Genomic DNA, 21,764 nt, shown 5'->3' with positions numbered 1-21,764 from the left:
TAAAGCAATGGCGAAGGCCTCTTGCAGTGATCTTCGCCATTTTACTAGTTATATAAGTTTTTAGCCGAAGAATGCTAAGAACGCGATAACAACAGCGATAATCGGAAGGGCCTCAACCAATGCTACCCCGATGAACATAAGCGTTCTTAATTCTTTACCAGCCTCAGGCTGACGTGCGATTCCTTCTACTGTACGTGATACGATAAGTCCGTTACCAATACCTGCACCAAGTGCACCTAATCCAATTGCGATTGCAGCTGCTATTAAATTCATGAAAAAGTTCCTCCTTTAAATTGTTATCCTTTTCGGATATGTCTTGTTTTTAGTGTTCATGACTTACTTTGTGAGACATGTAAACCATTGTTAACATCGTGAAGATGAATGCCTGGATTGTACCTACGAACAAGCTGAACGCCTGCCATAAGATCATCGGCACAACCGCTCCAATGGTTCCAACCAGCCCCATGAAAATGCTTTGAGAATAGAAGTTGGTTGCCATTCCGGCAAGAAGGCCGAGCAGAATTTCGCCGGCGAAAATATTACCGTAAAGACGCAATCCCAATGTTAATGTATTCGCAAATTCTTCAATAATTTTGAGCGGCACTAAATACGGAATTGGTCTGAAGAAATCTTTGGTATACTCCCCCAACCCTTTTCTTTTCACTCCGTAGTAATGAGTGAGGCCTACTACCATGACGGCGAGGGTTAAAGTAACCGCCGGATCGGCTGTCGGGGATTTCCACCATAATTCATGGCCTACTGTAATGGAAAACGGAAGGCCGAGCATGTTGGCAACAAATATGTACATCAGCAGGGTTATGCCAAGGGCGAGAAAGTCTCTGCCGACTTTAAGATCCATTGTGCTGCCGATAATATTGCGAACAAAGTCGACAATCCACTCCATAAAGTTCTGGGCTTTCGTCGGCCGGATCGCAAGTGTTCTTGTGGTCAGCACCGCTATCAGAAAGACGATGATGCTTGTCACAGTAATCATTAAGATACTTGATACATCAAAGTTAAGGCCTAAAAAGTTAACAACTCTTGATTCGTGCAAAGGGTCTTCACCTCTCTTCCATTGATGAACGTTTTAGCTGGATAAAGGAATCTATCATAATGACAGGATAAATTGTCATCAACCCCACAATGACGCCTGCCAAATGAATATATTCAGGGTATTTATAAGCAATGGCCGCCGCGATAATGGCGTTGCACAATCTGGAAGCAGTCCCGAGAGAACGGATCATTTTGCCTTTTGCCACTGCTTTATCGAAGGCCTGCATCCTTTTGGTCAGCAGCCAGAGATTGAAATAGCTGAAAACAGTGCCGGTAATCAGGCCTAAAAAAATCGCCTGAAATGGCAGAAATCCATAGCCTAACACGCAGACTGCTAAAATATATAGGACATATTTTTGTTGCCTACGGAATGAAAGACTCGCATCGGTCATCAAATACGCTCCTGATGTGAAAATTTTAAATCTATCTTACGATTACGGTAAACTAGGCGGTCTGACCATTTTACAGAACGTAGTGTTCTGTTCAAGACTTCACACACTCCGAAAATTCTCGGGCCGGTGATCTGTCTGTCGCCTGCAAATATGGGGTTTTCAAAGGATTTTAACAGAGGACTGGTCATTATGATAACCGCTATGAAAACCTTATCATAATAGCCTATTTTAGCATACAATAGCCCCCCTGAGGTGTCAATCTGTTTAAAGTTAAAAAACTATTCATAATCACAGCGTCTCTCACAAAATGTTCACAAATTCGCCCCATTTAAGACGCACACATGTTTAATTATGGTATAAAACACAAAAAAAGAAAACCCTTTTTCAGGATTTTCTTACATTATTTCGTTCCGAACATGCGGTCTCCGGCGTCGCCCAATCCGGGAACGATATATCCTTTTTCATTTAGTTTCTCATCCAAAGCGGCAATGTAAATGTCAACATCAGGATGATGCTTCTGAACTTCGTCTACACCTTCCGGAGCAGCGATCAGACACATAAAACGGATATTTTTTGCGCCGCGTTTCTTCAAGCTGTTCAGTGCCTCTACCGCCGAACCTCCGGTAGCCAGCATCGGATCGACGACGATGAATTCGCGTTCTTCAACATCGGATGGAAGCTTGACATAATATTCAACAGGCTTCAATGTTTCAGGATCACGGTAAAGCCCGACATGTCCGACTTTTGCAGCGGGAATCAGCTTCAAAATTCCGTCTACCATTCCCAGTCCCGCTCTTAGAATCGGAACAACCCCGAGTTTTTTTCCGGCGATGACGTTTGACTTTGCCATTTGCACAGGAGTTTCTACATTCACTTCCTCCAGCGGCAGGTCCCGCGTAATCTCAAATGCCATCAGCGTTGCAACCTCATCAACAAGCTCTCTGAATTCTTTTGTTCCGGTCTCTACATCCCGGATGTATGTAAGCTTATGCTGTATAAGAGGGTGGTCAAACACATATACCTTTCCCATATCCGTTTTCAGCTCCTTTTTTTCACACACTTCTATTGATTCTACATAAAAAAACAGCTTGTTTCAACAAAAATCAGGAGACAATTTTATGAAAAAAGCCGCCCCTTTTGGGAGCGGCACAAATATCTTAGTAATCAAGCCCGGTATATAACGGGTATTTGCTTGTCAGCGCTTCTACGCGCTGTTTTGCTTCTTCCAGCTTCGCTTCGTCTTCATGGTTTTTAAGGGCAAGCGCGATGATCGCTCCCACTTCTTCGATCGCTTCCAGATCAAAGCCGCGGCTTGTCACGGCTGCTGTACCTACGCGGATTCCGCTCGTTACGAAAGGTTTTTCAGGATCATAAGGAATCGCGTTTTTGTTGACGGTGATGCCGACTTCATCAAGAACATTTTCAGCCACTTTTCCGGTCATGCCGAGAGAGCGCAGGTCGACCAGCACAAGATGGTTATCCGTTCCGCCTGATACGAGCTCGATGCCCTCTTTTTTCAATGTTTCAGCCAAGTGCTTCGCATTATTGATGACATTTTGGGCGTATGTTTTGAATTCGTCTTTTAAAGCTTCGCCAAAGGAAACAGCCTTTGCAGCGATCACGTGCATTAACGGTCCGCCTTGAATTCCAGGGAAGATCGACTTGTCGATTTGCTTTGCAAACTCTTCACGGCAAAGAATCATGCCGCCGCGCGGTCCGCGAAGCGTTTTATGAGTTGTCGTCGTCACAAAGTCAGAGTAAGGAACAGGATTCGGGTGAAGACCTGCTGCTACAAGTCCGGCGATATGCGCCATGTCTACCATCACATAGGCTCCGACTTCATCAGCGATTTCGCGGAACTTTTTAAAATCGATGGTGCGCGGATACGCGCTTGCCCCGGCCACGATCAGCTTAGGCTTATGTTTAAGCGCTTTTTCACGTACATCTTCGTAGTCAATATACTGCGTCTCTTTATCAACACCGTATTCAACGAAATTGTACTGAACACCGCTGAAGTTGACAGGGCTGCCGTGCGTTAAATGTCCGCCGTGAGCAAGGTTCATTCCCAATACGGTGTCACCGTGCTCTAAAATCGTGAAGTATACCGCCATGTTCGCTTGTGCGCCGGAATGCGGCTGAACGTTGACGTGCTCGGCGCCGAAAATCTGCTTGGCGCGGTCGCGCGCGATATCCTCTGCGACATCTACATGCTCACATCCGCCGTAGTAGCGTTTACCAGGATATCCTTCCGCATATTTATTTGTTAAAACCGAGCCTTGAGCTTCCATAACCGCTTCGCTTACAAAGTTTTCAGAAGCGATCAGCTCAATCTTCGACTGTTGACGTTTCCGCTCATCTTGAATGGCGCTAAAAACTTGTTCATCTTGCGCAGGTAAATGTTTCATCAGCGAGATCCTCTCCTATCTGTTTCCATTTCGTTAATTATACCATCTCATTGTACACGGTTTTTCATGCAAATGTAAGAGATTATTTTTAAAAATCGTTTTTTATTATTGGAAAAACCGAATATTAAACGAATAGACAAATCATATAGTTCGACATATCATTTGTTCAAAAAATTATTTTAATAAAGAAAAAAAGCCTGTCCGGCTCTTCCCCCCCGCTTCTTCCGCTACTCCGCTTCATAGACGGCGCGAACGCCTCCAATCAGCTTCGGCCTTGTCCGCGCAAGCGTCACATGCGCTTCACCCAGCTGTTTTTGAGAGACGCGGACAGGAACGGCCACAGGCTTTAAATGCATCCCTATAAACGTGTCGCCGATGTCGATCCCCGCATCGGCCTCTATTTGTTCAACAAGGACAGGAGCCTTCATATGTTGATAGGCATATGAAGCCATGGAACCCCCCGCTTTCGGAACAGGAACAGCAAAAACAACGGGAAGACGGTATGCTTTCGCCGTTTCTTCCTCGACAACCAACGCCCTGTTTAAATGCTCGCAGCATTGAAAAGCAAGGGCGACTCCTGTTTGATCCCTGAGCTCTTCTAAGCCTTTGTAGACCGCTTCAGCGATTTGTCCGCTTCCCGAAGTGCCGATTCGCCTTCCGGCCACCTCGCTTGTGCTGCATCCGATGACGACGATGTGGCCGTCGCGTAAATTTGCCTGCTGATGAAATTCATCTAATATAGAACGCCATGTTTGTTCGAGATTCTTCATGATTGACGACACCCTTTATTCATGCTTGTCTTCATAATCGGCGATTTTTCCGATGCGGACAGCGTGCCGCCCGGCTGAAAACTCAGTCGTAAGCCAAACCTTTGCAATCTCTCTCGCTAAACCAGGGCCGATCACCCGTTCACCCATCGCAAGAACATTCGTGTCATTGTGCTCTCTTGTCATTTTCGCGCTGAAAACGTCGTGGACAAGGGCGCAGCGGATGCCTTTTACTTTATTGGCGGAAATGCTCATGCCGATTCCTGTTCCGCATATTAAAATGCCTCTGTCAGCTTCCCCGTCCGCCACTTTTTGCGCGACCGGAAACGCATAATCCGGGTAGTCCACAGATCCTGAACCGCATTCGCAGCCGTAATCTTCGTATTCGATGTTCAATTCATCCATCAATGCCATAATTTCTTTTCTGATATTGATTCCGCCGTGATCTGAAGCAATGATTACTTTCATTGGAATGACTCCTCCTCGTTTGATGTGCCGCCAAAAGTCTCGTGCAGACCGTTAAGCAGTATACAGCCGCTATATATTTCTGATTGATCATGTCTATTGTACCCGCTGCCGCTCGATTTGCAAACGCTCCTTAGCTTCTATTCCCGAGATTTTCCCGCCAGCATTTCTGCCAATTTTTTCAGCAGCTGCTCCAGCTCATCTCTCGTTTTTTGATAGTCGCTGAGAGATCCGCCGAACGGGTCAATGATGTCCCCGCTTTCTCCTTTGACATACTCTTTCAGCGTATAGATTTTATCTCGGCTCTTTGAAAATTCATGTACTGCCACCTGTTTGTGCTGCTCCGTCATCGTCAACACGAGATCCGCCCATTCAACCTTCTCCTCGGAAAGCTGTGAAGATGTATGATTCAGAGCGATGTTTTTTTCAAAAAGCGCTTCGACTGCATATAAAGAAGCTTTTCCGTTTTCAGGAGCAAACAACCCGGCAGATTTGACGGAGACATCCAGTTTTTTTTCGGCAGCCGCAGATTTAAAAAGCGCTTCCGCCATCGGGCTGCGGCACGTATTTCCAGTACAGACAAATAGTATGTTCAATCCTGTTCACTCCTTTGTTCATATTATAAAGGATTCAGCCGGAAAATAATAAAATCCGCTCCAGAAATCAAAAAAGAGAGGATCTCTCCCCTCTTTTTCTAAGTTTCATTATGTTATGCAAAGTGGGAAAAAGATTTTCTCCTCTTTCAATTAAATTGGCAGCAAAAGCTTCAGGCCGAAGCTCAGTAGGATGGCTCCTCCGAGCGCTTCGCTGTAAGCTCCAAGCCACGTTTGAACCTTTTTTCCAAGCAGCAGACCCGCCCAAGTTAACACCATGCTGAACAAACCGAACAAAAAGATCGTTAATAGCGGTTTCGTCCCGTAGAGGCCGAGGCTGAGACCGACTGAAAAGCTGTCGAGGCTGACGCCGACGGCAAAAATGAATAAGCCGAAGCCGTGCGGAGAGATGATCTGCTCCCCGCTTTTATTAAAAGATGCGGCAATCATCTGAATGCCCAGCACCAATAAAAGCGCTCCTCCAAGATACCCCGCAAGCGCACCAAGCGCGCCCGAAAGAAACTGTCCCGCAATCATACCGCCAAGCGGCATGATGACATGGAACAATCCAATAATGACGCCGATTTGAAAGATTTGGTTCCTTTTCAGCTTGGCCATTCCCATTCCAAGACCGACTGAAAAGGCATCCATGCCGAGTGCAAAAGCCATGATCGAGAGCGTCAGGATTTCGCCTATTAACACATCAACATTCATGCAATTCCCCCTTGGACACGCCAGCTTTTCTAGCTTATGCACGTCCAAAGGCGGATAGAACAACCCTGCTTAGGCTACGCTTCGATTACGCGATGGCCTGCAGCTTTCAAGAGCCGGTTCATAATCGCCCGGCCCACCCCTTCCTCAGGGAAAGACTCAGCAAAAATAAAATCGAGCTGTTCTTCGTCAAAGCTGCGGAGAATGTCATACAAACCGGCGGCAACCGTTTCAAGACGGTCTCTTCTGCCGCAGATGCGGACGGCATCCGCCTGATAGGCACCGGCCCGTTCCTCTGTCGTAAGGACGCCGACTTTCATGCCGTCTTTCTGATATTGGCCGATCAGCCGTTGAATATCTTCAACGCTTCCGTTCACAATGGCAAGCGGGGCTTCCGGTGCATAATGCGCATATTTCATCCCGGGAGACATCGGCGCCTTTTTTTCGTCGGTGAGGCCCTGGTCAATCAAGACAGAGCCGGCCGCTTCTTCGAGCTGCTCTTTTGTGACGCCGCCCGGCCTCAAAATGACCGGAATTTCCCCGGTGCATGAAACAACTGTTGATTCAACCCCTACTCCTGTAGGACCGCCGTCAACGATACCTGCAATCCTTCCATTTAAATCGTGAACGACATGCTCGGCTTTCGTCGGACTCGGTTTCCCGGACAGATTGGCGCTCGGGGCGGCCACCGGAACGCCGGCCTGTCTAATCAGCTCAAGGGCAACAGGATGATCAGGCATTCTGACCGCGACCGTATCGAGCCCCGCCGTCACCTTTGTGGATAACACCCCGGGTCTGCAAGGCAGCACAAGGGTCAGCGGTCCGGGCCAAAAACGCTTCATCAGCATTTCGGCCTGAGGCGAATCAACCTCTGCAAATTCTCCGAGCTGTTCAATTTCAGCGATGTGGACAATGAGCGGATTGTCGCTCGGACGCCCTTTCGCTTCGTATATTTTAGCTACTGCTTCGCTGTGTTTGGCGTTTGCACCAAGACCGTAAACAGTCTCTGTCGGAAAAGCAACCGTTTCATTTTGCTTGAGCAGTCTTGCCGCTTGTGCAATTTGTGGACAGTTTGTGGACAAATCACGTTTTACATCCACAGTCCATACTTTTGTTTTCATTAACATCAAAACTCCCTTAACAAAACACTAAAAACGTTAATCATTCATGTAAATCCTGTTGAAAGTATAAAAGATGAAGAAAAAGAAAACAAGCGTTGTCCACATTTTGTGGATAACGCTTTTGAATCCGTGGATATCTCTGTGTATAAGTTAACGGCTAATTAGACGTTTTCTCCATCAAAACGGCTCCGTTTACGCTCAACGAGTCTGAAACATGCTCTGATCCATCAAGCTCTTCCGGAATTGCCGCAGCTTGTTTAAAACCGAGCACTTCAAGGAAATCCATCGATGTTCGTTTATTGGCAACTAAATACAGGGTTTGGATTCCCCGCTTTTCACACAATACCTGCATGCTTTGAAACAGGGAAACGATGTGGCCCTGGCTGAGCTTGTCAGACACGACAAGCGAGCGCAGCAGCCCTTTTTTGTTTTCAAATTCCTCCATTCCGAGGCAGGCGACGATTTCATCGGGAGGGTCTTCCATCATGATAAACTGGCTCTTCGCTTCCTCAATGCCTTTATGGCTTGTCCCCGCCTTTTTTAAAAACGCTTCGATCGCATTCATGTCTTTCATTTCCGCTAACCTCAATTGGTAGAACATCTTTTCACCCCGTTTTTTAACTTCTCTATCCAATCTATGAGGGCGACAGTAAAATATACCTTTTGATTTGGAAGAAAGCCGGCAATTCATTTTTCAATTTTGATTAGCAGGAACTAATGCTTTGAATGAGTATGCAAATGAACTCTGTACTGGTGATAAGACAGTTTCTCTTTCTACCGGGCAATGTAATTGACACATCAGAAAGGGGCAGAAGGTGTATATTCGAAAAGCAGTATTTTCCCTGAACCGTTTTGGAAAATTATATCATATTCAAAAGCGTGAATAACCATCATGAAAAAACAAACAGTAAAAAACCGCCCTGCACGAAAGCACGGCGGTTCCTTTAAGAAAAAAGCCCGGTAATCCATTCGACAAGAAAAAATTTCACTTCTTTGTCTTCTTTATCTTTGCCAGATACCGCTTCATCTGCAGCGACTGTTTTTTCTTCCCGGGCGTTTTCCCCGGCATCGGTTTGTTCGTCTTCAGGCGACTTTACGGCTTCCCCATTGGAAAAATCAAGAAAGCAAAGCGGCGGAAACAGGACACACCACCAGTTGGCTCCCTCTCCCTTGCCTAATGTAATTAAAACAGCCTCATATTCTCCGGCTGGATACACCATATTGCCGTATAGCTTTGTCGGAAATGAAACTCGATCAAAACGGACAGACACGGATTGCCGGACATTTTCGCGCTTCATAACATCCTTGGCAACCTCTTTGATTTCGGGCAGCTTCGACCTGATGACTTGTCTCGCTTCCTCAACCGAGGTCAGGTTTTCCACCCATTTCGTAATTTGTTTATTGACCTCATCCCTGATTTTACGTTTGACGCTTTGGTCGCTCCCGCTGTCGCTGTTTGCCAAAATCCGCAGCCGAATCGCTTCATCTGGAATCACGGCAGGCTTCCCGTCTGATGATTGGGCCGTCTCTTCCGTCGTGAGATTTGCAAGCGCTCCTATTAATAAAAGAAAAATATACATACAGGCAATGTTTGATTTCTTCATTTTCCCCACCGTTCCTCTCCGTTCTTCAACCTTTTCTAGCAATATTATGGTCAAAGATGGAACGGTTTAAACGGATGCTGAAAAAAATTCTACTAAGCTTGTAATCTCTTCCTAAAAGGTCTACATATCCAAATGGCTCTGCTTGTTTTTTTGCAGGCCGGATAAAAAAATCACCGCGCTGATCACGAGCAGCAAGCCCCCCAATCCGCCGAACAGCAGAAACGGGAAGACAGCCGCTGCGCTTGCATCAATCGCCCAGCCGATCAAAAATGAAAGAAGCGCTCCTCCCAGACTTGCGGATGAAATGAAGAGACTGGTGATTTCCTCTGTAAAAGGCTTTCCAGCCAACGAGGCCAGAGTGACGGCGCACGGAAAAATACCGGCTGCCGAGAGCCCGATGAAAAATACGAGGAGCAGCTGTGTTTGATGAAGCGGAAACCATACCAGAATCAAAAGCAAAACAGTCAAGGCTCCGGCACTGAAGATCAGAAAGGCAACGGAAGTCAAGCGTCCGCCAAAAATACTTGTCAACAAACGCCCGCACACCATTCCCGTCCAAAAAAACGAAACGCTGATCACGCTGATTTCTTCTGCTCCTTTTTCCAGCATCAGCGCCGGCAAAAAGTTTGCGAAATTGGTCTCGATACCCGCATATACAAAAGCGAATATGAGAAAGAGGAAAATGCTTTTTTCTTTCCTTCCGGTTTCAAATATGGCTGACACAGTCGGTTTTTCCTGATAAGTCATTTGACCGGAAGCAGTGTCAGGGGTTTTTCTGCACAAATAAACCACCCACATACACGCAAGCACAAAAACGAAGATAAATAAAGCATACAAGGGGAAATGCCAGGCATATCGTTCCGTAAGGATATAAATAAGAAAAGGAAACAGCAAAGCGCCCAATCCGAAAAAAACCTCTAAAATATTCATCCCCTTCGCATTTTTATCTTGGGCAATCACATACGCTCCCATCGTCGTTTCTAAAGTACCGGCGCCAAAGCCGAGCAAAAACCCCATGATGACAAAAAAGATGAACATATCAAAAAGGAACACGCCTAAAAGCGTTACGAGAATAAGAAGAAGGCCAAACGTCAATACAGCCGCATGAGAGGTGCGCCTGACAAATATCGGCGCAAGCAGGACACCGATTAGAAAACCGGTGAATTGGAAAAAGATCAGGAAGGATAGATCATGAACATCCCGGTGATATTCTTGAATGATATAAGGTGACAGGCTCCCCAGCAGGATATGGATAACCCCTACGAGAAAATAAAACGAACAGCCGAATAGAAATATTTTTTTCATTAGACTCACTCCTTCGTTGCAGACCATAAAACCCTTGCGGCTATTGGCACGGCCGGCAAGGGTTTTTCGCAATGCTAGTTTGCTTGTTTTGAAAGGGACAGCTGCTGACCTTTATTGAAAAATTCATTTAAGTAGAACTGCGTCTTGTATCCATCATCAAAAGTGGCAAGAGGTGCGAAATTGCGATCCCGAACTCCGTTCATCCATTGAATCAGCTGAACTCTGAAGGAATCGGCCCATCCGTAAAATTCATTTTCAGGGTCTGTCAGCCACGTGTCCGGCATTGTTATCATCCGCTCCGTCAATCCGGTCCTCAGCAAAAACTGATTTTTCTGCCGTGAATGATAGTAGAATACGCCGTTTTGGCCATTGACCTCGATGCTAAAGCCGCATTCATCCGCTTTTGTGCATTTTGACGTAATCATATTGACAAACACATGATTTTCAAGCTGGCCGTATACTTCAGAATGATCATCAACATATACCTGTTTTTGTTCTTTTTCTTTGACGACCGTCATCATTTTGACTTTTAAACTGTCCAGTTTAAACGGGCTGTCGAACAAATAAAGAATGAGATCGATTAAATGCACACCCAAATCTCCTAATGCCCCGCTCGTTTTATTGCTTTTCGAATGATCGCGCCAAGTATATTTTTTTCTTCTCAAGGCGCTGTTTTTCTTAAAATGGACATTGATGGACAAGATATCTCCAAGTTCATTGCCGGATAGCATATCTTTTAGGCGCTGAACAAATGTGAGATGGCGGTAATTGAAGCCCATGATCGGAATATAAGCAGATTGAGAAGCCCTGTTTTTCATCTCCTCCGCTTCCTCCATTGAGACAGCCATCGGTTTTTCACACAATACATACTTACCTGCGGCCATCGCTTCAAGCACATGTTCTTTATGGCAAAAGTTCGGCGATGAAACGATGACTGCCGTCGACTGATTCAACAGCTCCTGCATACTGTTAAATGCGGTTCCTCCATATTCAAACGCACATTTGCGCGAGGCAAGCGAGTTGATATCAAAAAACCCGGAAAGCTCGGCACCTTTGACTGTTGAAAGAGCTTTCGCATGAGCTTTTGCAATTCCTCCGGCTCCAATAATTCCGATTTTCATCTAAGGACACTCCTTATCTTTTGATATGGGCTTTTAGCACTTCTAAAATTCCAGCCGTATAGCTGCCTTCTGTCATACGGGAATGGAGCGACTTTGCTTCTGCTGTCGCATTCCCCACCAGATAACCATGTCCGGTTTTTTTAAGCATATCCACATCGTTTCCGCTGTCGCCGAAAGCAAATGAATTCTCCCTCTCTATCGCGAATTTATTCAATATAAAATCCACAATGTACGGTTTGCCTGTCCGCAAAGGGATAAAGTCCACATCATAGCTGTTTTCCGGATCGCCTGCCAAAGGGTTGCAGCGATTGATATTTACTCCTATTTCATGCTCTCTTGCAAGCCGTCTGATGGCTTCAAGCGCCCTCTTATCTGTGTTCTCATCCGACGATCTATAGTAATAGTTGATTTTATAGCGGGAAAAACCATGCTGAGTCTGAGGCACAAGCTCAATCTCATATTTTTTAGAGAGAGTCTGCTTGATTTCTTCGACCAGATCATGGGAGAAATTCGATTCTTGCAATCGGGCTTCCCAATCTTTATCAGAGACTTGGCCTTCTTCAGAGAAATACGTGATCTCAGTGCCAAGGTCACTGGCGACAAAATGCGGAAGATATCGAAAGCCTCCCCGCTTCATTTTTGCAAGAACAGATGACAGGCTGCTCCCGGTCACCCAGCCGAGCAAAATCTTGTGATCGAGATGGTTCGAATGAATAAATGTTTCAAGGTCCATGAGCGCTTTCCTCGATTCATCGGTGATGCTGTGGGCGAAATATGTCTCATCAAAATCGCAAAATACGGCGTACTTCGGCTTGTTTACTTGCTGCAAAGTGTGAAAAGAAAGTGTTTCATGATACGACATCAATTAAGGCCTCCATTACTTTGTCTTGTTCTTCTACGGTGAGTCCCGGATAGAGAGGAAGCTGAAGCATTTGTTTATGCACTGATTCAGTGACCGGCAGCGATATATGCTGATAATCGGCTTTTACAAGTGGTGTGTTTTGATGATGGGATAAAATCGGGTAGTATATATCTGTTTGGACATTATGAAATTTAAGCATCATATCTTTGACTTGGTCTCGATTTCCGCTTATCATTTTAATTGTAAACAAATGCCATACATGATCATCGGTCATTTGAGGCAATTGGATCAGACCTCTGTCTTCATACTGCTGCAAATGCGTAATATAACGATCTGCTAAATATAAGCGCTTCAGATTATTTAATGAAAGATGTTTCATCCTTGCCAGTCCAATAGCGGCTTGCAGATTATCAATCTTAGCGTTAAAGCCGTAATCAGCAGCCTTTTTATTTTTTTGATTCAGTTCAAAGCCGTGGTACATATATTCCATGCATGCGGATGCAAATGATGGATCATCCGTCACAATTGCGCCTGCTTTTCCGCAAGTGCCGAGATTTTTATACGGATTAAAGCTTAATATGGAGCAAAGGCTGTTTTTTCCCAGATCGGAAACGCCGATCGACTGGCAGGCGTCTTCAATAATCGGGATGCCGTATTTATCAGCGATTTTTGCAATGCCTTCCATGTCTGGCAGCTTTCCATAAAGGTGTACAGGCAAAATGCATTTCGTTTTCAAAGTGATGCATGCTTCAAGTTCAGAAGGATCCATGCAAAATGTAACAGGGTCAATATCGCAGAAAACCGGAGTGCCTCCAGCTGCAAGCACGGCGTTTTCCGTTGCAGCAAAGCTGTTTGCAGGCATAATGACTTCATCACCTTGTCCAATACCCGCAGCTTTCAGTGCGACAATCATGGCATCGGTTCCGCTGGAGGAAGCCATGACATGCTTTTTTCTCAAAAGAGCGGCTATTTCAGCTTCAAATACACCGACATAAGAACCGCTTGTAAATTGCCCGGTCGGCAGCACGCCTTTCACCGCATGAATCACGTCATCTACTTCTTCTTCTGTGATCAGTCGATGAAGCGGCATAAAATCAACTCTGGAGGGCGGAGAATCCATTCTGTTTAGCAAATTGGCGGTCAAGTCGAATTGATCCTGCTGCAATGTCTCTTTTAATTTTTGATTAGCCAGTGTGTCGTCTATACGGCATTCACCAGCGTGCTTCCCTTCCTTCAAATCATTCAGAAGGACAAATAGCTGTTTGCTTGTGCAAGTCATGTTTTCGCTTGCGGTTTTCATCAATTTCACCCCATTTTTATTATTTTGGGAAATTGTCATATTTCATGACATATCTTAAATGATGGAATCGATACCATAACAACTCTTTTTTTCAGGAAGTGACTTTATGCCTACGATTGACGAAATTGCAAAATTAAGTAATGTGTCAAAAACAACTGTTTCAAGAGTACTGAACGACCATCCTTATGTATCTGAAGAAAAAAGGAAGCGTGTTTTGGAAGTCATCGAAAAATTGGACTACATTCCGAACACCTCTGCACGAAAGCTCAGATCCAACAAAACGATGTTTCTCGCAGTGTCTGTCCCTCACGCGGACCATCCATTCTTCGCGCAGCTCATGAAGCATGTGTCCGCTGAAGCGCTGAAACACCAATACAAAGTCATTGTGTTTCAGACGTTTTATCAAAAGCAGAATGAACTGAAAGTACTGGAGCTGCTCAAGAGGAAAGAAGTCGACGGGCTTATGTTATGCAGCCTTGAAAATGAGTGGGAAGACATCAAAAAATACGTCAAATACGGTCCTGTGGTCTTGGCAAATGAATTCCACGCCGAAGCGGACGTGCCGGTGATCTGCTATGACGAATTCGAAGCCGGATATAAAGGAACGGAGCTTTTTATTCAAAAAGGGCATCATTTAATGGCCTTTTGCTGTGACACGATACACAGCAAGGCCCAGATTATGAGAAAAGAAGGGTTTATGAAAGCATTGTCTGATGCGGGTTTACATTTCCAGGAGAAGTGGATGTTCAGCCACGCATTTACCATTCATGACGGCTTCCGTATTATGGACCAGATCCACAACATGTCTGAAAAGCCGACCGCCATTTTTACGGGAAACGACCAAGTGGCCGCAGGAATTATTAAAAGGGCCCGCTATTATCAATATGAAGTGCCAAAGCAGCTTGCAGTGCTTGGATATGATAATCAATCGATCTGTGAGGTGACCGATCCGGAAATCACGACAATCGATATACCTGTTGAAGAGCTGGCTCAAAAAGCCGTATGTGCAATGGTAAACCACCTAAATGGGGAAAGCGGATTACAGAGGGATGTCGTGACTCTGTCTCCTACATTAAAAATCAGACAATCTGTTTAGGGTATATATTAATCTTGAACTATTTTTTATTTTATTCAGATAAAATTTTTGTTAAAAAATGGTGAAGAAGACCTTCTGAACGGTCATGGCTGCGGTTGCTGTTTTTTAACAAAAAAGACCGCCGGGAATTTGAACTGCCCCTCTTTTGTTAGACACACTTCACAATTGGAGGTGCAGTTTTTAAAATTTACAGTTGAGGAAATTCGCACAGTGTCTTTCATGGGTGGATTCGCAATACCGATATCATGGAGAAGACGCGTCTAAAAAGCCTATACAAGCTATTCTGCCGAAGATAAACCAAAAGGTACTTCACTCGAAAATGGGACATCTATCCGTGAAACAGCTTGAAACCGGAGGAATAGGTACCCTAAAAAGCGGCGTTTACCTATGAAGAAGGATCAGACGAAGGGACCCAAGCGGAAATTGAACGCCTGCGGATGGAGAATGCCTGCTTAAAAAAGTTGAAAGCCTTAGTTCAAAACAACGAAACATCACACAAAGCATGTCCCGTAAAGGCAACTGTCACGACAATGCGGTGGCGGAAAGCTTCTTTTAGCATTTTAAAATCAGAATTCATTTATTTTAAAGAATTTGGAGCGTCGAACATTTCAAAAAAGGACCCGCATAGTATATTGATTCTCTACAATCACAAACGGATCAAGATCAAATTAAAAGGCATGAAACCTGGTACTATACCGGAATCATGCCAGTCAAACTGCTTCATGAGATTTTAACTTTTTAGGGTCGCTTCATTTCCGGCGGTTTCCTTAACGATGTTGCTCAATTACCGCGCAGACGATACGGTCTTTTCCATTAAGATCCTTTTTCACCCGTACGTCAGCATCAGGAAAGAACCGGTGAAACATGTCTTTGACGGCATTCCCCTGAGTCCAGCCGATTTCAAACACCACCAGTGCCTGATCTGCGATGACAAATGGAATTTCTTTCATGAAACGCTTATAAAACTGCAATCCGTCAGCACCGTCCGTCAAAGCCCCGGCGGGTTCATGAAGACGTACGACATCTGACAGCGTCTTCATGTCTTCCTCAGATATATAAGGTGGATTTGAAACGATGACATCAGCTTTCTTCTGTCGCTTGATAAGCGGCTCAAGCAAATCGCCGCCGATGAAATCCACTTTCGCCCCAAGCCGGTCAGCGTTGTGTCTTGCCGTGCTTAAAGCTTGTTCCGAAATATCCGTCGCCGTGACGGAAAAACGCGGGCTCTCAAGCGCAAGAGTCACCGCAATCGCCCCGCTTCCTGTACCGATATCGACGGCTTTAAGGCGATCTGTTCCGTGAAAAACTCTTTCCGCTTCAGAAAGAACAGCTTCAACGACTTCCTCTGTTTCAGGACGCGGAATCAAAACGTGTTCATTTACGGAAAATTCCCGTCCGTAAAAGGATTCATTTCCGGTGATATATTGAACAGGCACTCCTTGATGATGAAGCTCGACAGATTTTTTAAACCGCGAAAAATCAGACTCTGATATGACATCATGGAAGCTTGCCAACAGTTTGCTGCGGTCGATGTTCAGCTGATCTGTCAGCAAAATTTCCGCGGCATTCCGGTCTCTTCCCGCTTCGGCCAAATAAGAAGAAGCCCATTTAAGGGCTTCAAATACCGTCTTCATCTCAGCTTTCCGCCTCTTGCAGCTTGCTTGCCTGGTCTTCTACGATCAGCGCGTCGATGACTTCGTCAAGCTTGCCTTCAAGGATCTGGTCGAGCTTTTGGATCGTCAAGCCGATCCGGTGATCAGTGACGCGGTTTTGCGGAAAGTTATACGTGCGGATGCGCTCTGAACGGTCCCCTGTTCCGACTGCGGATTTTCGGTTTTGATCATATTCAGCCTGAGCTTCCTGCTGAAATTTATCGTAAATTCGCGCGCGCAGAACTTTCATCGCTTTTTCTTTGTTTTTGATCTGAGATTTCTCATCTTGGCAAGACACGACAACACCTGTCGGAAGGTGGGTCAGACGGACGGCTGACATCGTCGTATTGACGCTTTGCCCTCCCGGACCGCTCGACGCGAAGGTGTCGACACGGATGTCTTTTTCATGAATATCCACTTCTACCTCTTCAGCCTCAGGAAGACAGGCTACCGTTGCCGTGGATGTATGGATACGCCCGCCGGATTCGGTCTCTGGAACGCGCTGTACGCGGTGTGCGCCGTTCTCATACTTCAGCCTTGAGTATGCGCCGTTCCCATTGATCATAAAAATGATCTCTTTATATCCGCCTGTGCCTGTCATATTCGCTTCCATCACTTCTGTTTTCCAGCCTTGGAGCTCTGCGTAGCGGCTGTACATGCGGTACAGGTTGCCGGCAAACAAAGCAGCCTCTTCTCCGCCCGCTGCGCCGCGGATTTCCATGATAACGTTTTTGTCATCGTTCGGATCTTTCGGGATCAGCAATACCTTCAGCTGGTCTGTGAGCGACTCGATTTCTTCCTGCAGTTCGGAAATTTCCTCTTTAACCATCTCGCGCATATCGGAGTCCAGCTTTTCTTCAAGCATCGCTTTGGCATCGCTCAGCTGTTCCGACGCGCTCCGATAACGTCTGTATACTTCAACTGTTTCCTGTAAATCAGATTGTTCTTTCGAATATTCTCTAAGCTTCTTCGGATCGTTGACAACTTCCGGATCGCTTAATAGTTCATTTAATTTTTCGTACCGGTCCTCTATCGATTTTAAACGGTCTAACACGCTATTCACCTCTGTTTGCTGTGCGTAACATTCTAATTATAGTACAGGGACTCCTCCCCGTCAAAACAACTTCGCCGTTATCGGCAGCTGCCGCGTCTTTTTGCTATACTTTTAAGAAAAAAGGAGCTTAACTCAATGCTGGAATCGATTCATCACATCGCCATCATATGCTCGGATTATGAAGCATCCAAAACATTCTATGTCGACAAGCTCGGACTTGAGATTCTGAGCGAAACGTACAGAAAGGACCGGGATTCATATAAACTGGATCTCTCATTAAACGGCCGCTATGTCATCGAGCTGTTTTCTTTTCCAGATCCGCCCGAGCGCCTTACCAGACCAGAAGCTGCCGGGCTCCGCCATTTGGCTTTCACAGTGGCCGATCTTGATCAGACCGTCAAGGAGCTCAAGCAAAAAGGCATCATTGCCGAACCGGTTCGCACCGATCCCGGAACAGGCAAGCGCTATACGTTCTTCTCCGATCCGGACGGCCTGCCTTTAGAGCTTTACGAGGCATAGCAACGCCTTCGCCATCTGTGGAAAAACCGCTTTCTTTGCCGAATTCCTTCTTCTTTTGTCTAACAGGAAGGAAGCTTTTCATTCAGGTCGAATACCCTTTTTAATGAACAGTTACAGGTTAAAAGGAGGTATCATATGAATACTGCTGATGCGGCAAATGAACTCGGGGTATCAACCAAAACGGTGCAGCGCTGGGTCAAGCAGCTGCAACTGCCCGCTTCCCGAAATGAGCTTGGCCACTACTTTTTCACGAAAGACGATATCGCCATTTTAAAAGAAGTAAAAGAGCAGTTAAAAAACGGTACGCCTATGCAGGATGTCACAGTCAAACGCCCGAAAAAAACCTTCCTCATCAAAAAAAACGAAATGGTTCAAACGGAAGAGCCGGCACCCCAGTTGAATGAGCGGCTCGAAGAAAGGCTGCAGCGTTTTTTAGAGCACGAACAGCTTGAACGCGAGCTGCTCCAAAAGAAAATCGCCGAGCTGGAAAGAAAGCTTGAACAAAAAGCGGACGATGTCGTCTCCTATCAGCTTCTGCAGCAAAGGCGCGAACTGGAAGAAGAACGGCAGCAGATCAAACATCTCGAACAGAAAATCAGTGAATTGGAAAGCATGAACCGCCACGAAAAAGATACAGCCGGCAGAAGAGAAGAAAAAAAACCGAAAAGCAAATTGAAATCGATCTTCTCTTTTTAAAGCGCAAAAAAGCTTGCAAGGCCATAAAACGGCTTCTTGCAAGCTTTTTCATTATGCTGTAATGGCAATCAATATCGGCAGTGAAATAATTGACAGCACCGCACTGATCACAAACGCGGATGCCGTTTCTGCTTCCTGGCTTTCAAAGTTTGTAGCAATCATAGCCGCCACGGCAGATCCAGGGAATGCCACAAGCAGAACCGCTTTTGTCATGTCGGCGGAAGAAAGGCCCACGACCATCGCGATCACAAACATTAAAGCAGGCTGAGCAGCGACTTTTAATAAAGCGATGCTCAAAGCAGGCATGCTGAATTTGATTTTACGGATTCCGACAGTCACCCCGACTGCGAAAAGAGCGATACCTGAAGTCGTATTTCCGAGCATATCAAGCATTTTCTGCGGCAATTCAGGAATTTGCAGACCGAATAATACAAGAATGATACTTGCAAGCGGTGCAAAAGCGAGCGGTTCAGACAAACCGTGTAAAATTGATTTTCCTGTTACCTTCCAAATGCTGTCTGTCGTTTCCGCTTGTTTTTTAGAAGAACGGCCGACAGTTCCGACGATGATCGCAAGAGGATCAAGCATCGCATTCACGACAATTCCCGTAATCGCGATCGGAATCGCAACTTCCTGCATGCCGAACAGGCTGCCCAATACCGGAATTCCCATAAAGGCGAATGTCGGCTGAGCTGAGTTTAATGAGAACATTGAAGCATCTGTTAAATCGTACTTAAATAAAAATCGTAAAAGAAGCAAAATAATTACGTAAAATCCAACGATACCGATGACCAGTGAAATCATCAGCGGAATCTGGCTGTAAAACTTATCTTTTGGCGTTGACAAAATGCTTGAAACAAAGTGGGCCGGAAGCGCGTATTTCGTAACGAGCGTACTTACCCCTTTTGCAGATTTAGCATCATAGCTTCCAAAGTGACCCGCGAACCATCCCAGCGCAATAACAAAAAATATTGGCGCAAGGAGGATTAAAATATTTAAAAAGTCCAAGACTGTTTCCTCCTCTATGTTGTCCCTTTCAGGGACGAATTAACGGCGGCTGATAAACGCAGTCGCCCTGTTACACAGCCGTCGATCCCATTTTTCATCTTTGATTGGTGCAGCCCGGTGACAAAATATCCGGACCCGGGCTGCTGTTTCTTTTTATCGTTTCCTCAGTATTGAATATTAGTCGCGTTTTGCAACAATTGTTTGATATTCCGGACGCCACATGGCTTCGCGAACCGCCTTTTCGACATCTTCAGGCTGAACTTGAGCCACGCCGTCTTTAATGGCAGCTTTCACAACATCAATTGCCACTTGAACGGATACGTCTTGCAGGTCGTCAATTTTCGGCAGCAGGCCTGCACCCGGTTTTTCATGGTCAACCATGTTCGCGACCGCGTTTGCAGATGCTGCAAACATGCCGTTTGTGATGACTTTCGCCTTCGAAACGATTGTTCCCAGGCCTAATCCAGGGAATACGAAAGCATTATTGGATTGTCCGATTTCGTGTTTCACGCCATTGTACTCAACAGCTTCAAACGGGCTTCCCGTCGCCACAAGCGCTTTTCCGTCCGTCCATTTGAACAAGTCTTCAGGAACAGCTTCAGCCAGATGTGTCGGATTGGACATCGGCAGAATCACCGGACGTTCAGTATGAGCCGCCATCTCTTTGATAATTTCTTCAGTGAAGGCGCCGGCAACACCTGATGTACCAATCAGAATGGTAGGCTTCACTTGACGGATGACTTCCTCAAAGGAAATCTCTCCCTTTTCATTGCGTTTCCATTCTTTCACTTCTTCGGTATCGCGCAAATACGGTTCTTGGAAATCCAAAATTTGATCCATGCCTGTCGTTAATAATCCTCTGTAGTCGACTGTCCAGAATGCGCGGCTGGCTTCTTCTTCTGAAAGCCCTTCAAGCACCATGGTGTCACGGATTTGGTCAGCAATTCCGATACCCGCAGAACCAGGTCCGAAGATGACGACGCGGTGGTCTTTCAAAGACGTGCCGGTCTTTTTAACAGCTGCTAAAATCGCTGCCAGCGTGATAGCCCCTGTTCCTTGGATATCATCGTTAAATGTTGAAATTTTATGGTTATATTTACTCATAATATTGCGAGCGTTTTTATTTCCGAAATCTTCCCAGTGAAGAAGCGCATTAGGGAAAAACTTCAATGCTGTTTCGACATAAGCGTCGATAAATTGTTCGTAACGCTCACCTTCTACACGCGGATGACGGTTTCCGATATAAAGCGGATCGTTTAGCAGTTTTTCATTATTCGTTCCGACATCCAGTACGACTGGGATGACGCGGCTCGGATCGATTCCTGCTGCCGCCGTATATACTGCAAGCTTACCAATTGCAATGTTGATGCCTCCGACGCCCCAGTCGCCGATGCCCAAGATGCTTTCGGAATCGGTCGCAACGATCAAATCGATGTCATCAGCAGACGCCTGCAGGTTTTTAAACGCCGTTTCGATTCCGTCTATATCATCGATTGACAAGTAAACACCGTGCGGTCTGCGGTATTCGTGGCTGTATTCCTGAATCGCTTCACCGACAGTTGGCGTATAGACAACTGGAAGCATTTCACGCAGATGGTTTTGCAATAATTTATAGAAAAGCACTTCGTTTCTGTTTTGCAGATCGTTCAAATATACATTTTGACGAAGTCTGTCAGGTTGACGGGAAAATTGTTCATAAGCCCGTTCCGCCTGCTGATCAAGGCTGAGAACAGTCGGCGGCAGAAGCCCTTCAAGACCAAGGTGCTTTCTTTCTTCAAGCGAAAATGCAACACCTTTATTAAGCGTCGGAATGGAAAGAACGTCTTTTCCCCGCAAAGAAGTCTCCAAATATCCTTCCTTCGTTCTTCTCATGTTGTTCACACTAATTACCTTCTTTCTTAAAATATTAATGAAGTGAAATAAATACGGTAAACAATATAGAACATTTGCCTTTTTTACACATGTAGATTGTCAAATATGTAACGCGCGTTTTTGACAAAAAACTGAACATTTCTTAAAACCTATTTACTTTTTACTGAC

Annotated in this window: 24 protein-coding genes; 4 read left to right on the top strand and 20 right to left on the bottom strand. The window is 45.5% G+C overall.

Annotation, left to right across the window (positions count from 1 at the left end; translation table 11 throughout):
* Positions 1–60 precede the first annotated feature (60 nt).
* From atpE to M1E06_RS02010, 16 genes are all read right to left on the bottom strand, one after another.
* Positions 61–273, bottom strand: coding sequence for a F0F1 ATP synthase subunit C (atpE, locus tag M1E06_RS02085; protein WP_020453260.1), 213 nt, complete (start codon positions 271–273; stop codon positions 61–63).
* A 49-nt stretch (positions 274–322) separates the two neighbouring features.
* Complete coding sequence (atpB, locus tag M1E06_RS02080) at positions 323–994, bottom strand: F0F1 ATP synthase subunit A (protein ID WP_025810648.1); 672 nt, start codon at positions 992–994, stop codon at positions 323–325.
* 67 nt (positions 995–1,061) lie between these two features.
* Positions 1,062–1,445, bottom strand: a complete 384-nt coding sequence (locus M1E06_RS02075) for an ATP synthase subunit I (protein ID WP_020453262.1) — start codon at positions 1,443–1,445, stop codon at positions 1,062–1,064.
* Positions 1,446–1,845: 400 nt separating this feature from the next.
* Positions 1,846–2,475: a uracil phosphoribosyltransferase gene (gene upp / locus M1E06_RS02070; protein WP_020453263.1), complete on the bottom strand. Its 630-nt coding sequence runs from the start codon at positions 2,473–2,475 to the stop codon at positions 1,846–1,848.
* A 127-nt stretch (positions 2,476–2,602) separates the two neighbouring features.
* Positions 2,603–3,850 carry a serine hydroxymethyltransferase gene (gene glyA, locus M1E06_RS02065; RefSeq protein ID WP_025810647.1) on the bottom strand — a complete coding sequence of 416 codons (1,248 nt, stop codon included), beginning with the start codon at positions 3,848–3,850 and terminating at the stop codon, positions 2,603–2,605.
* Positions 3,851–4,077: 227 nt separating this feature from the next.
* A complete protein-coding gene (locus tag M1E06_RS02060) occupies positions 4,078–4,620 on the bottom strand; it encodes a TIGR01440 family protein (protein ID WP_020453265.1) in 543 nt (180 codons plus the stop codon).
* A 15-nt stretch (positions 4,621–4,635) separates the two neighbouring features.
* Positions 4,636–5,085 carry a ribose 5-phosphate isomerase B gene (gene rpiB, locus M1E06_RS02055; protein ID WP_020453266.1) on the bottom strand — a complete coding sequence of 150 codons (450 nt, stop codon included), beginning with the start codon at positions 5,083–5,085 and terminating at the stop codon, positions 4,636–4,638.
* A 137-nt stretch (positions 5,086–5,222) separates the two neighbouring features.
* Positions 5,223–5,678 (bottom strand): low molecular weight protein arginine phosphatase, encoded by a 456-nt coding sequence (locus tag M1E06_RS02050; RefSeq protein WP_023857079.1) that lies wholly within the window; start codon positions 5,676–5,678, stop codon positions 5,223–5,225.
* A 150-nt stretch (positions 5,679–5,828) separates the two neighbouring features.
* Positions 5,829–6,389: a manganese efflux pump MntP gene (locus M1E06_RS02045; RefSeq protein ID WP_023857078.1), complete on the bottom strand. Its 561-nt coding sequence runs from the start codon at positions 6,387–6,389 to the stop codon at positions 5,829–5,831.
* Between the two features lie 74 nt (positions 6,390–6,463).
* Positions 6,464–7,507 carry an L-threonylcarbamoyladenylate synthase gene (locus M1E06_RS02040; protein WP_025810646.1) on the bottom strand — a complete coding sequence of 348 codons (1,044 nt, stop codon included), beginning with the start codon at positions 7,505–7,507 and terminating at the stop codon, positions 6,464–6,466.
* Between the two features lie 157 nt (positions 7,508–7,664).
* Positions 7,665–8,108 (bottom strand): GNAT family N-acetyltransferase, encoded by a 444-nt coding sequence (locus tag M1E06_RS02035; protein WP_023857076.1) that lies wholly within the window; start codon positions 8,106–8,108, stop codon positions 7,665–7,667.
* A 343-nt stretch (positions 8,109–8,451) separates the two neighbouring features.
* The gene (spoIIR, locus tag M1E06_RS02030; RefSeq protein WP_020453271.1) at positions 8,452–9,111 is read right to left on the bottom strand and encodes a stage II sporulation protein R; all 660 of its coding nucleotides are present in this window, start codon (positions 9,109–9,111) and stop codon (positions 8,452–8,454) included.
* Between the two features lie 120 nt (positions 9,112–9,231).
* Positions 9,232–10,416 carry an MFS transporter gene (locus M1E06_RS02025; protein ID WP_025810645.1) on the bottom strand — a complete coding sequence of 395 codons (1,185 nt, stop codon included), beginning with the start codon at positions 10,414–10,416 and terminating at the stop codon, positions 9,232–9,234.
* Between the two features lie 74 nt (positions 10,417–10,490).
* Entirely contained in the window at positions 10,491–11,537 is a 1,047-nt protein-coding gene (locus M1E06_RS02020) for a Gfo/Idh/MocA family protein (RefSeq protein WP_025810644.1), read from the bottom strand.
* Positions 11,538–11,550: 13 nt separating this feature from the next.
* On the bottom strand, positions 11,551–12,399 hold the full coding sequence (locus M1E06_RS02015) for an HAD-IIB family hydrolase (protein ID WP_025810643.1): 849 nt from the start codon (positions 12,397–12,399) through the stop codon (positions 11,551–11,553).
* On the bottom strand, positions 12,386–13,699 hold the full coding sequence (locus M1E06_RS02010) for a DegT/DnrJ/EryC1/StrS family aminotransferase (RefSeq protein WP_043054496.1): 1,314 nt from the start codon (positions 13,697–13,699) through the stop codon (positions 12,386–12,388). Before M1E06_RS02010 ends, M1E06_RS02015 begins: the two co-directional genes overlap by 14 nt.
* A 106-nt stretch (positions 13,700–13,805) precedes the next feature.
* Here M1E06_RS02010 and M1E06_RS02005 point away from each other — a divergent pair, with 106 nt between their 5' ends.
* Together M1E06_RS02005 and M1E06_RS02000 are read left to right on the top strand one after the other, a co-directional pair.
* On the top strand, positions 13,806–14,795 hold the full coding sequence (locus M1E06_RS02005) for a LacI family DNA-binding transcriptional regulator (protein ID WP_020453276.1): 990 nt from the start codon (positions 13,806–13,808) through the stop codon (positions 14,793–14,795).
* 557 nt (positions 14,796–15,352) lie between these two features.
* A complete protein-coding gene (locus tag M1E06_RS02000) occupies positions 15,353–15,529 on the top strand; it encodes an IS3 family transposase (RefSeq protein ID WP_354265252.1) in 177 nt (58 codons plus the stop codon).
* Between the two features lie 33 nt (positions 15,530–15,562).
* On the opposite strand, the gene prmC is transcribed toward M1E06_RS02000, so the two are convergent.
* Both prmC and prfA read right to left on the bottom strand, forming a co-directional pair.
* Positions 15,563–16,429 carry a peptide chain release factor N(5)-glutamine methyltransferase gene (gene prmC / locus M1E06_RS01995; RefSeq protein ID WP_025810639.1) on the bottom strand — a complete coding sequence of 289 codons (867 nt, stop codon included), beginning with the start codon at positions 16,427–16,429 and terminating at the stop codon, positions 15,563–15,565.
* 1 nt (position 16,430) lies between these two features.
* On the bottom strand, positions 16,431–17,501 hold the full coding sequence (gene prfA / locus M1E06_RS01990; protein ID WP_020453279.1) for a peptide chain release factor 1: 1,071 nt from the start codon (positions 17,499–17,501) through the stop codon (positions 16,431–16,433).
* Positions 17,502–17,636: 135 nt separating this feature from the next.
* Between prfA and gloA2 the strand changes: the two genes are divergently transcribed.
* On the top strand, positions 17,637–18,020 hold the full coding sequence (gloA2, locus tag M1E06_RS01985) for an SMU1112c/YaeR family gloxylase I-like metalloprotein (protein ID WP_020453280.1): 384 nt from the start codon (positions 17,637–17,639) through the stop codon (positions 18,018–18,020).
* A gap of 135 nt (positions 18,021–18,155) precedes the next feature.
* Positions 18,156–18,716 (top strand): chromosome-anchoring protein RacA, encoded by a 561-nt coding sequence (gene racA, locus M1E06_RS01980; RefSeq protein ID WP_020453281.1) that lies wholly within the window; start codon positions 18,156–18,158, stop codon positions 18,714–18,716.
* Positions 18,717–18,767: 51 nt separating this feature from the next.
* On the opposite strand, the gene M1E06_RS01975 is transcribed toward racA, so the two are convergent.
* Together M1E06_RS01975 and malS are read right to left on the bottom strand one after the other, a co-directional pair.
* Positions 18,768–19,724, bottom strand: a complete 957-nt coding sequence (locus M1E06_RS01975) for an AEC family transporter (RefSeq protein ID WP_020453282.1) — start codon at positions 19,722–19,724, stop codon at positions 18,768–18,770.
* Positions 19,725–19,901: 177 nt separating this feature from the next.
* Positions 19,902–21,605 (bottom strand): oxaloacetate-decarboxylating malate dehydrogenase, encoded by a 1,704-nt coding sequence (malS, locus tag M1E06_RS01970; RefSeq protein WP_025810638.1) that lies wholly within the window; start codon positions 21,603–21,605, stop codon positions 19,902–19,904.
* Between the last annotated feature and the right edge of the window lie 159 nt (positions 21,606–21,764).

This window comes from Bacillus sp. AK124 (genome assembly GCF_053903085.1).
The sequence above is the reverse complement of the archived record's forward strand: the minus strand, read 5'-3'. Positions and strand labels throughout refer to the sequence as shown.

What these genes read in the sequence shown, in the direction of transcription:
- atpE (WP_020453260.1), bottom strand. Translation starts at nt 273, where the DNA reads ATGAATTTAATAGCAGCTGCAATCGCAATTGGATTAGGTGCACTTGGT.
- gloA2 (WP_020453280.1), top strand. Translation starts at nt 17,637, where the DNA reads ATGCTGGAATCGATTCATCACATCGCCATCATATGCTCGGATTATGAA.
- M1E06_RS02015 (WP_025810643.1), bottom strand. Translation starts at nt 12,399, where the DNA reads ATGTCGTATCATGAAACACTTTCTTTTCACACTTTGCAGCAAGTAAAC.
- racA (WP_020453281.1), top strand. Translation starts at nt 18,156, where the DNA reads ATGAATACTGCTGATGCGGCAAATGAACTCGGGGTATCAACCAAAACG.
- M1E06_RS02005 (WP_020453276.1), top strand. Translation starts at nt 13,806, where the DNA reads ATGCCTACGATTGACGAAATTGCAAAATTAAGTAATGTGTCAAAAACA.
- M1E06_RS02025 (WP_025810645.1), bottom strand. Translation starts at nt 10,416, where the DNA reads ATGAAAAAAATATTTCTATTCGGCTGTTCGTTTTATTTTCTCGTAGGG.
- M1E06_RS02020 (WP_025810644.1), bottom strand. Translation starts at nt 11,537, where the DNA reads ATGAAAATCGGAATTATTGGAGCCGGAGGAATTGCAAAAGCTCATGCG.
- M1E06_RS02035 (WP_023857076.1), bottom strand. Translation starts at nt 8,108, where the DNA reads ATGTTCTACCAATTGAGGTTAGCGGAAATGAAAGACATGAATGCGATC.
- spoIIR (WP_020453271.1), bottom strand. Translation starts at nt 9,111, where the DNA reads ATGAAGAAATCAAACATTGCCTGTATGTATATTTTTCTTTTATTAATA.
- M1E06_RS02010 (WP_043054496.1), bottom strand. Translation starts at nt 13,699, where the DNA reads ATGAAAACCGCAAGCGAAAACATGACTTGCACAAGCAAACAGCTATTT.
- upp (WP_020453263.1), bottom strand. Translation starts at nt 2,475, where the DNA reads ATGGGAAAGGTATATGTGTTTGACCACCCTCTTATACAGCATAAGCTT.
- M1E06_RS02060 (WP_020453265.1), bottom strand. Translation starts at nt 4,620, where the DNA reads ATGAAGAATCTCGAACAAACATGGCGTTCTATATTAGATGAATTTCAT.
- prmC (WP_025810639.1), bottom strand. Translation starts at nt 16,429, where the DNA reads ATGAAGACGGTATTTGAAGCCCTTAAATGGGCTTCTTCTTATTTGGCC.
- glyA (WP_025810647.1), bottom strand. Translation starts at nt 3,850, where the DNA reads ATGAAACATTTACCTGCGCAAGATGAACAAGTTTTTAGCGCCATTCAA.
- M1E06_RS02075 (WP_020453262.1), bottom strand. Translation starts at nt 1,445, where the DNA reads ATGACCGATGCGAGTCTTTCATTCCGTAGGCAACAAAAATATGTCCTA.
- M1E06_RS02040 (WP_025810646.1), bottom strand. Translation starts at nt 7,507, where the DNA reads ATGAAAACAAAAGTATGGACTGTGGATGTAAAACGTGATTTGTCCACA.
- M1E06_RS02045 (WP_023857078.1), bottom strand. Translation starts at nt 6,389, where the DNA reads ATGAATGTTGATGTGTTAATAGGCGAAATCCTGACGCTCTCGATCATG.
- rpiB (WP_020453266.1), bottom strand. Translation starts at nt 5,085, where the DNA reads ATGAAAGTAATCATTGCTTCAGATCACGGCGGAATCAATATCAGAAAA.
- atpB (WP_025810648.1), bottom strand. Translation starts at nt 994, where the DNA reads ATGATTACTGTGACAAGCATCATCGTCTTTCTGATAGCGGTGCTGACC.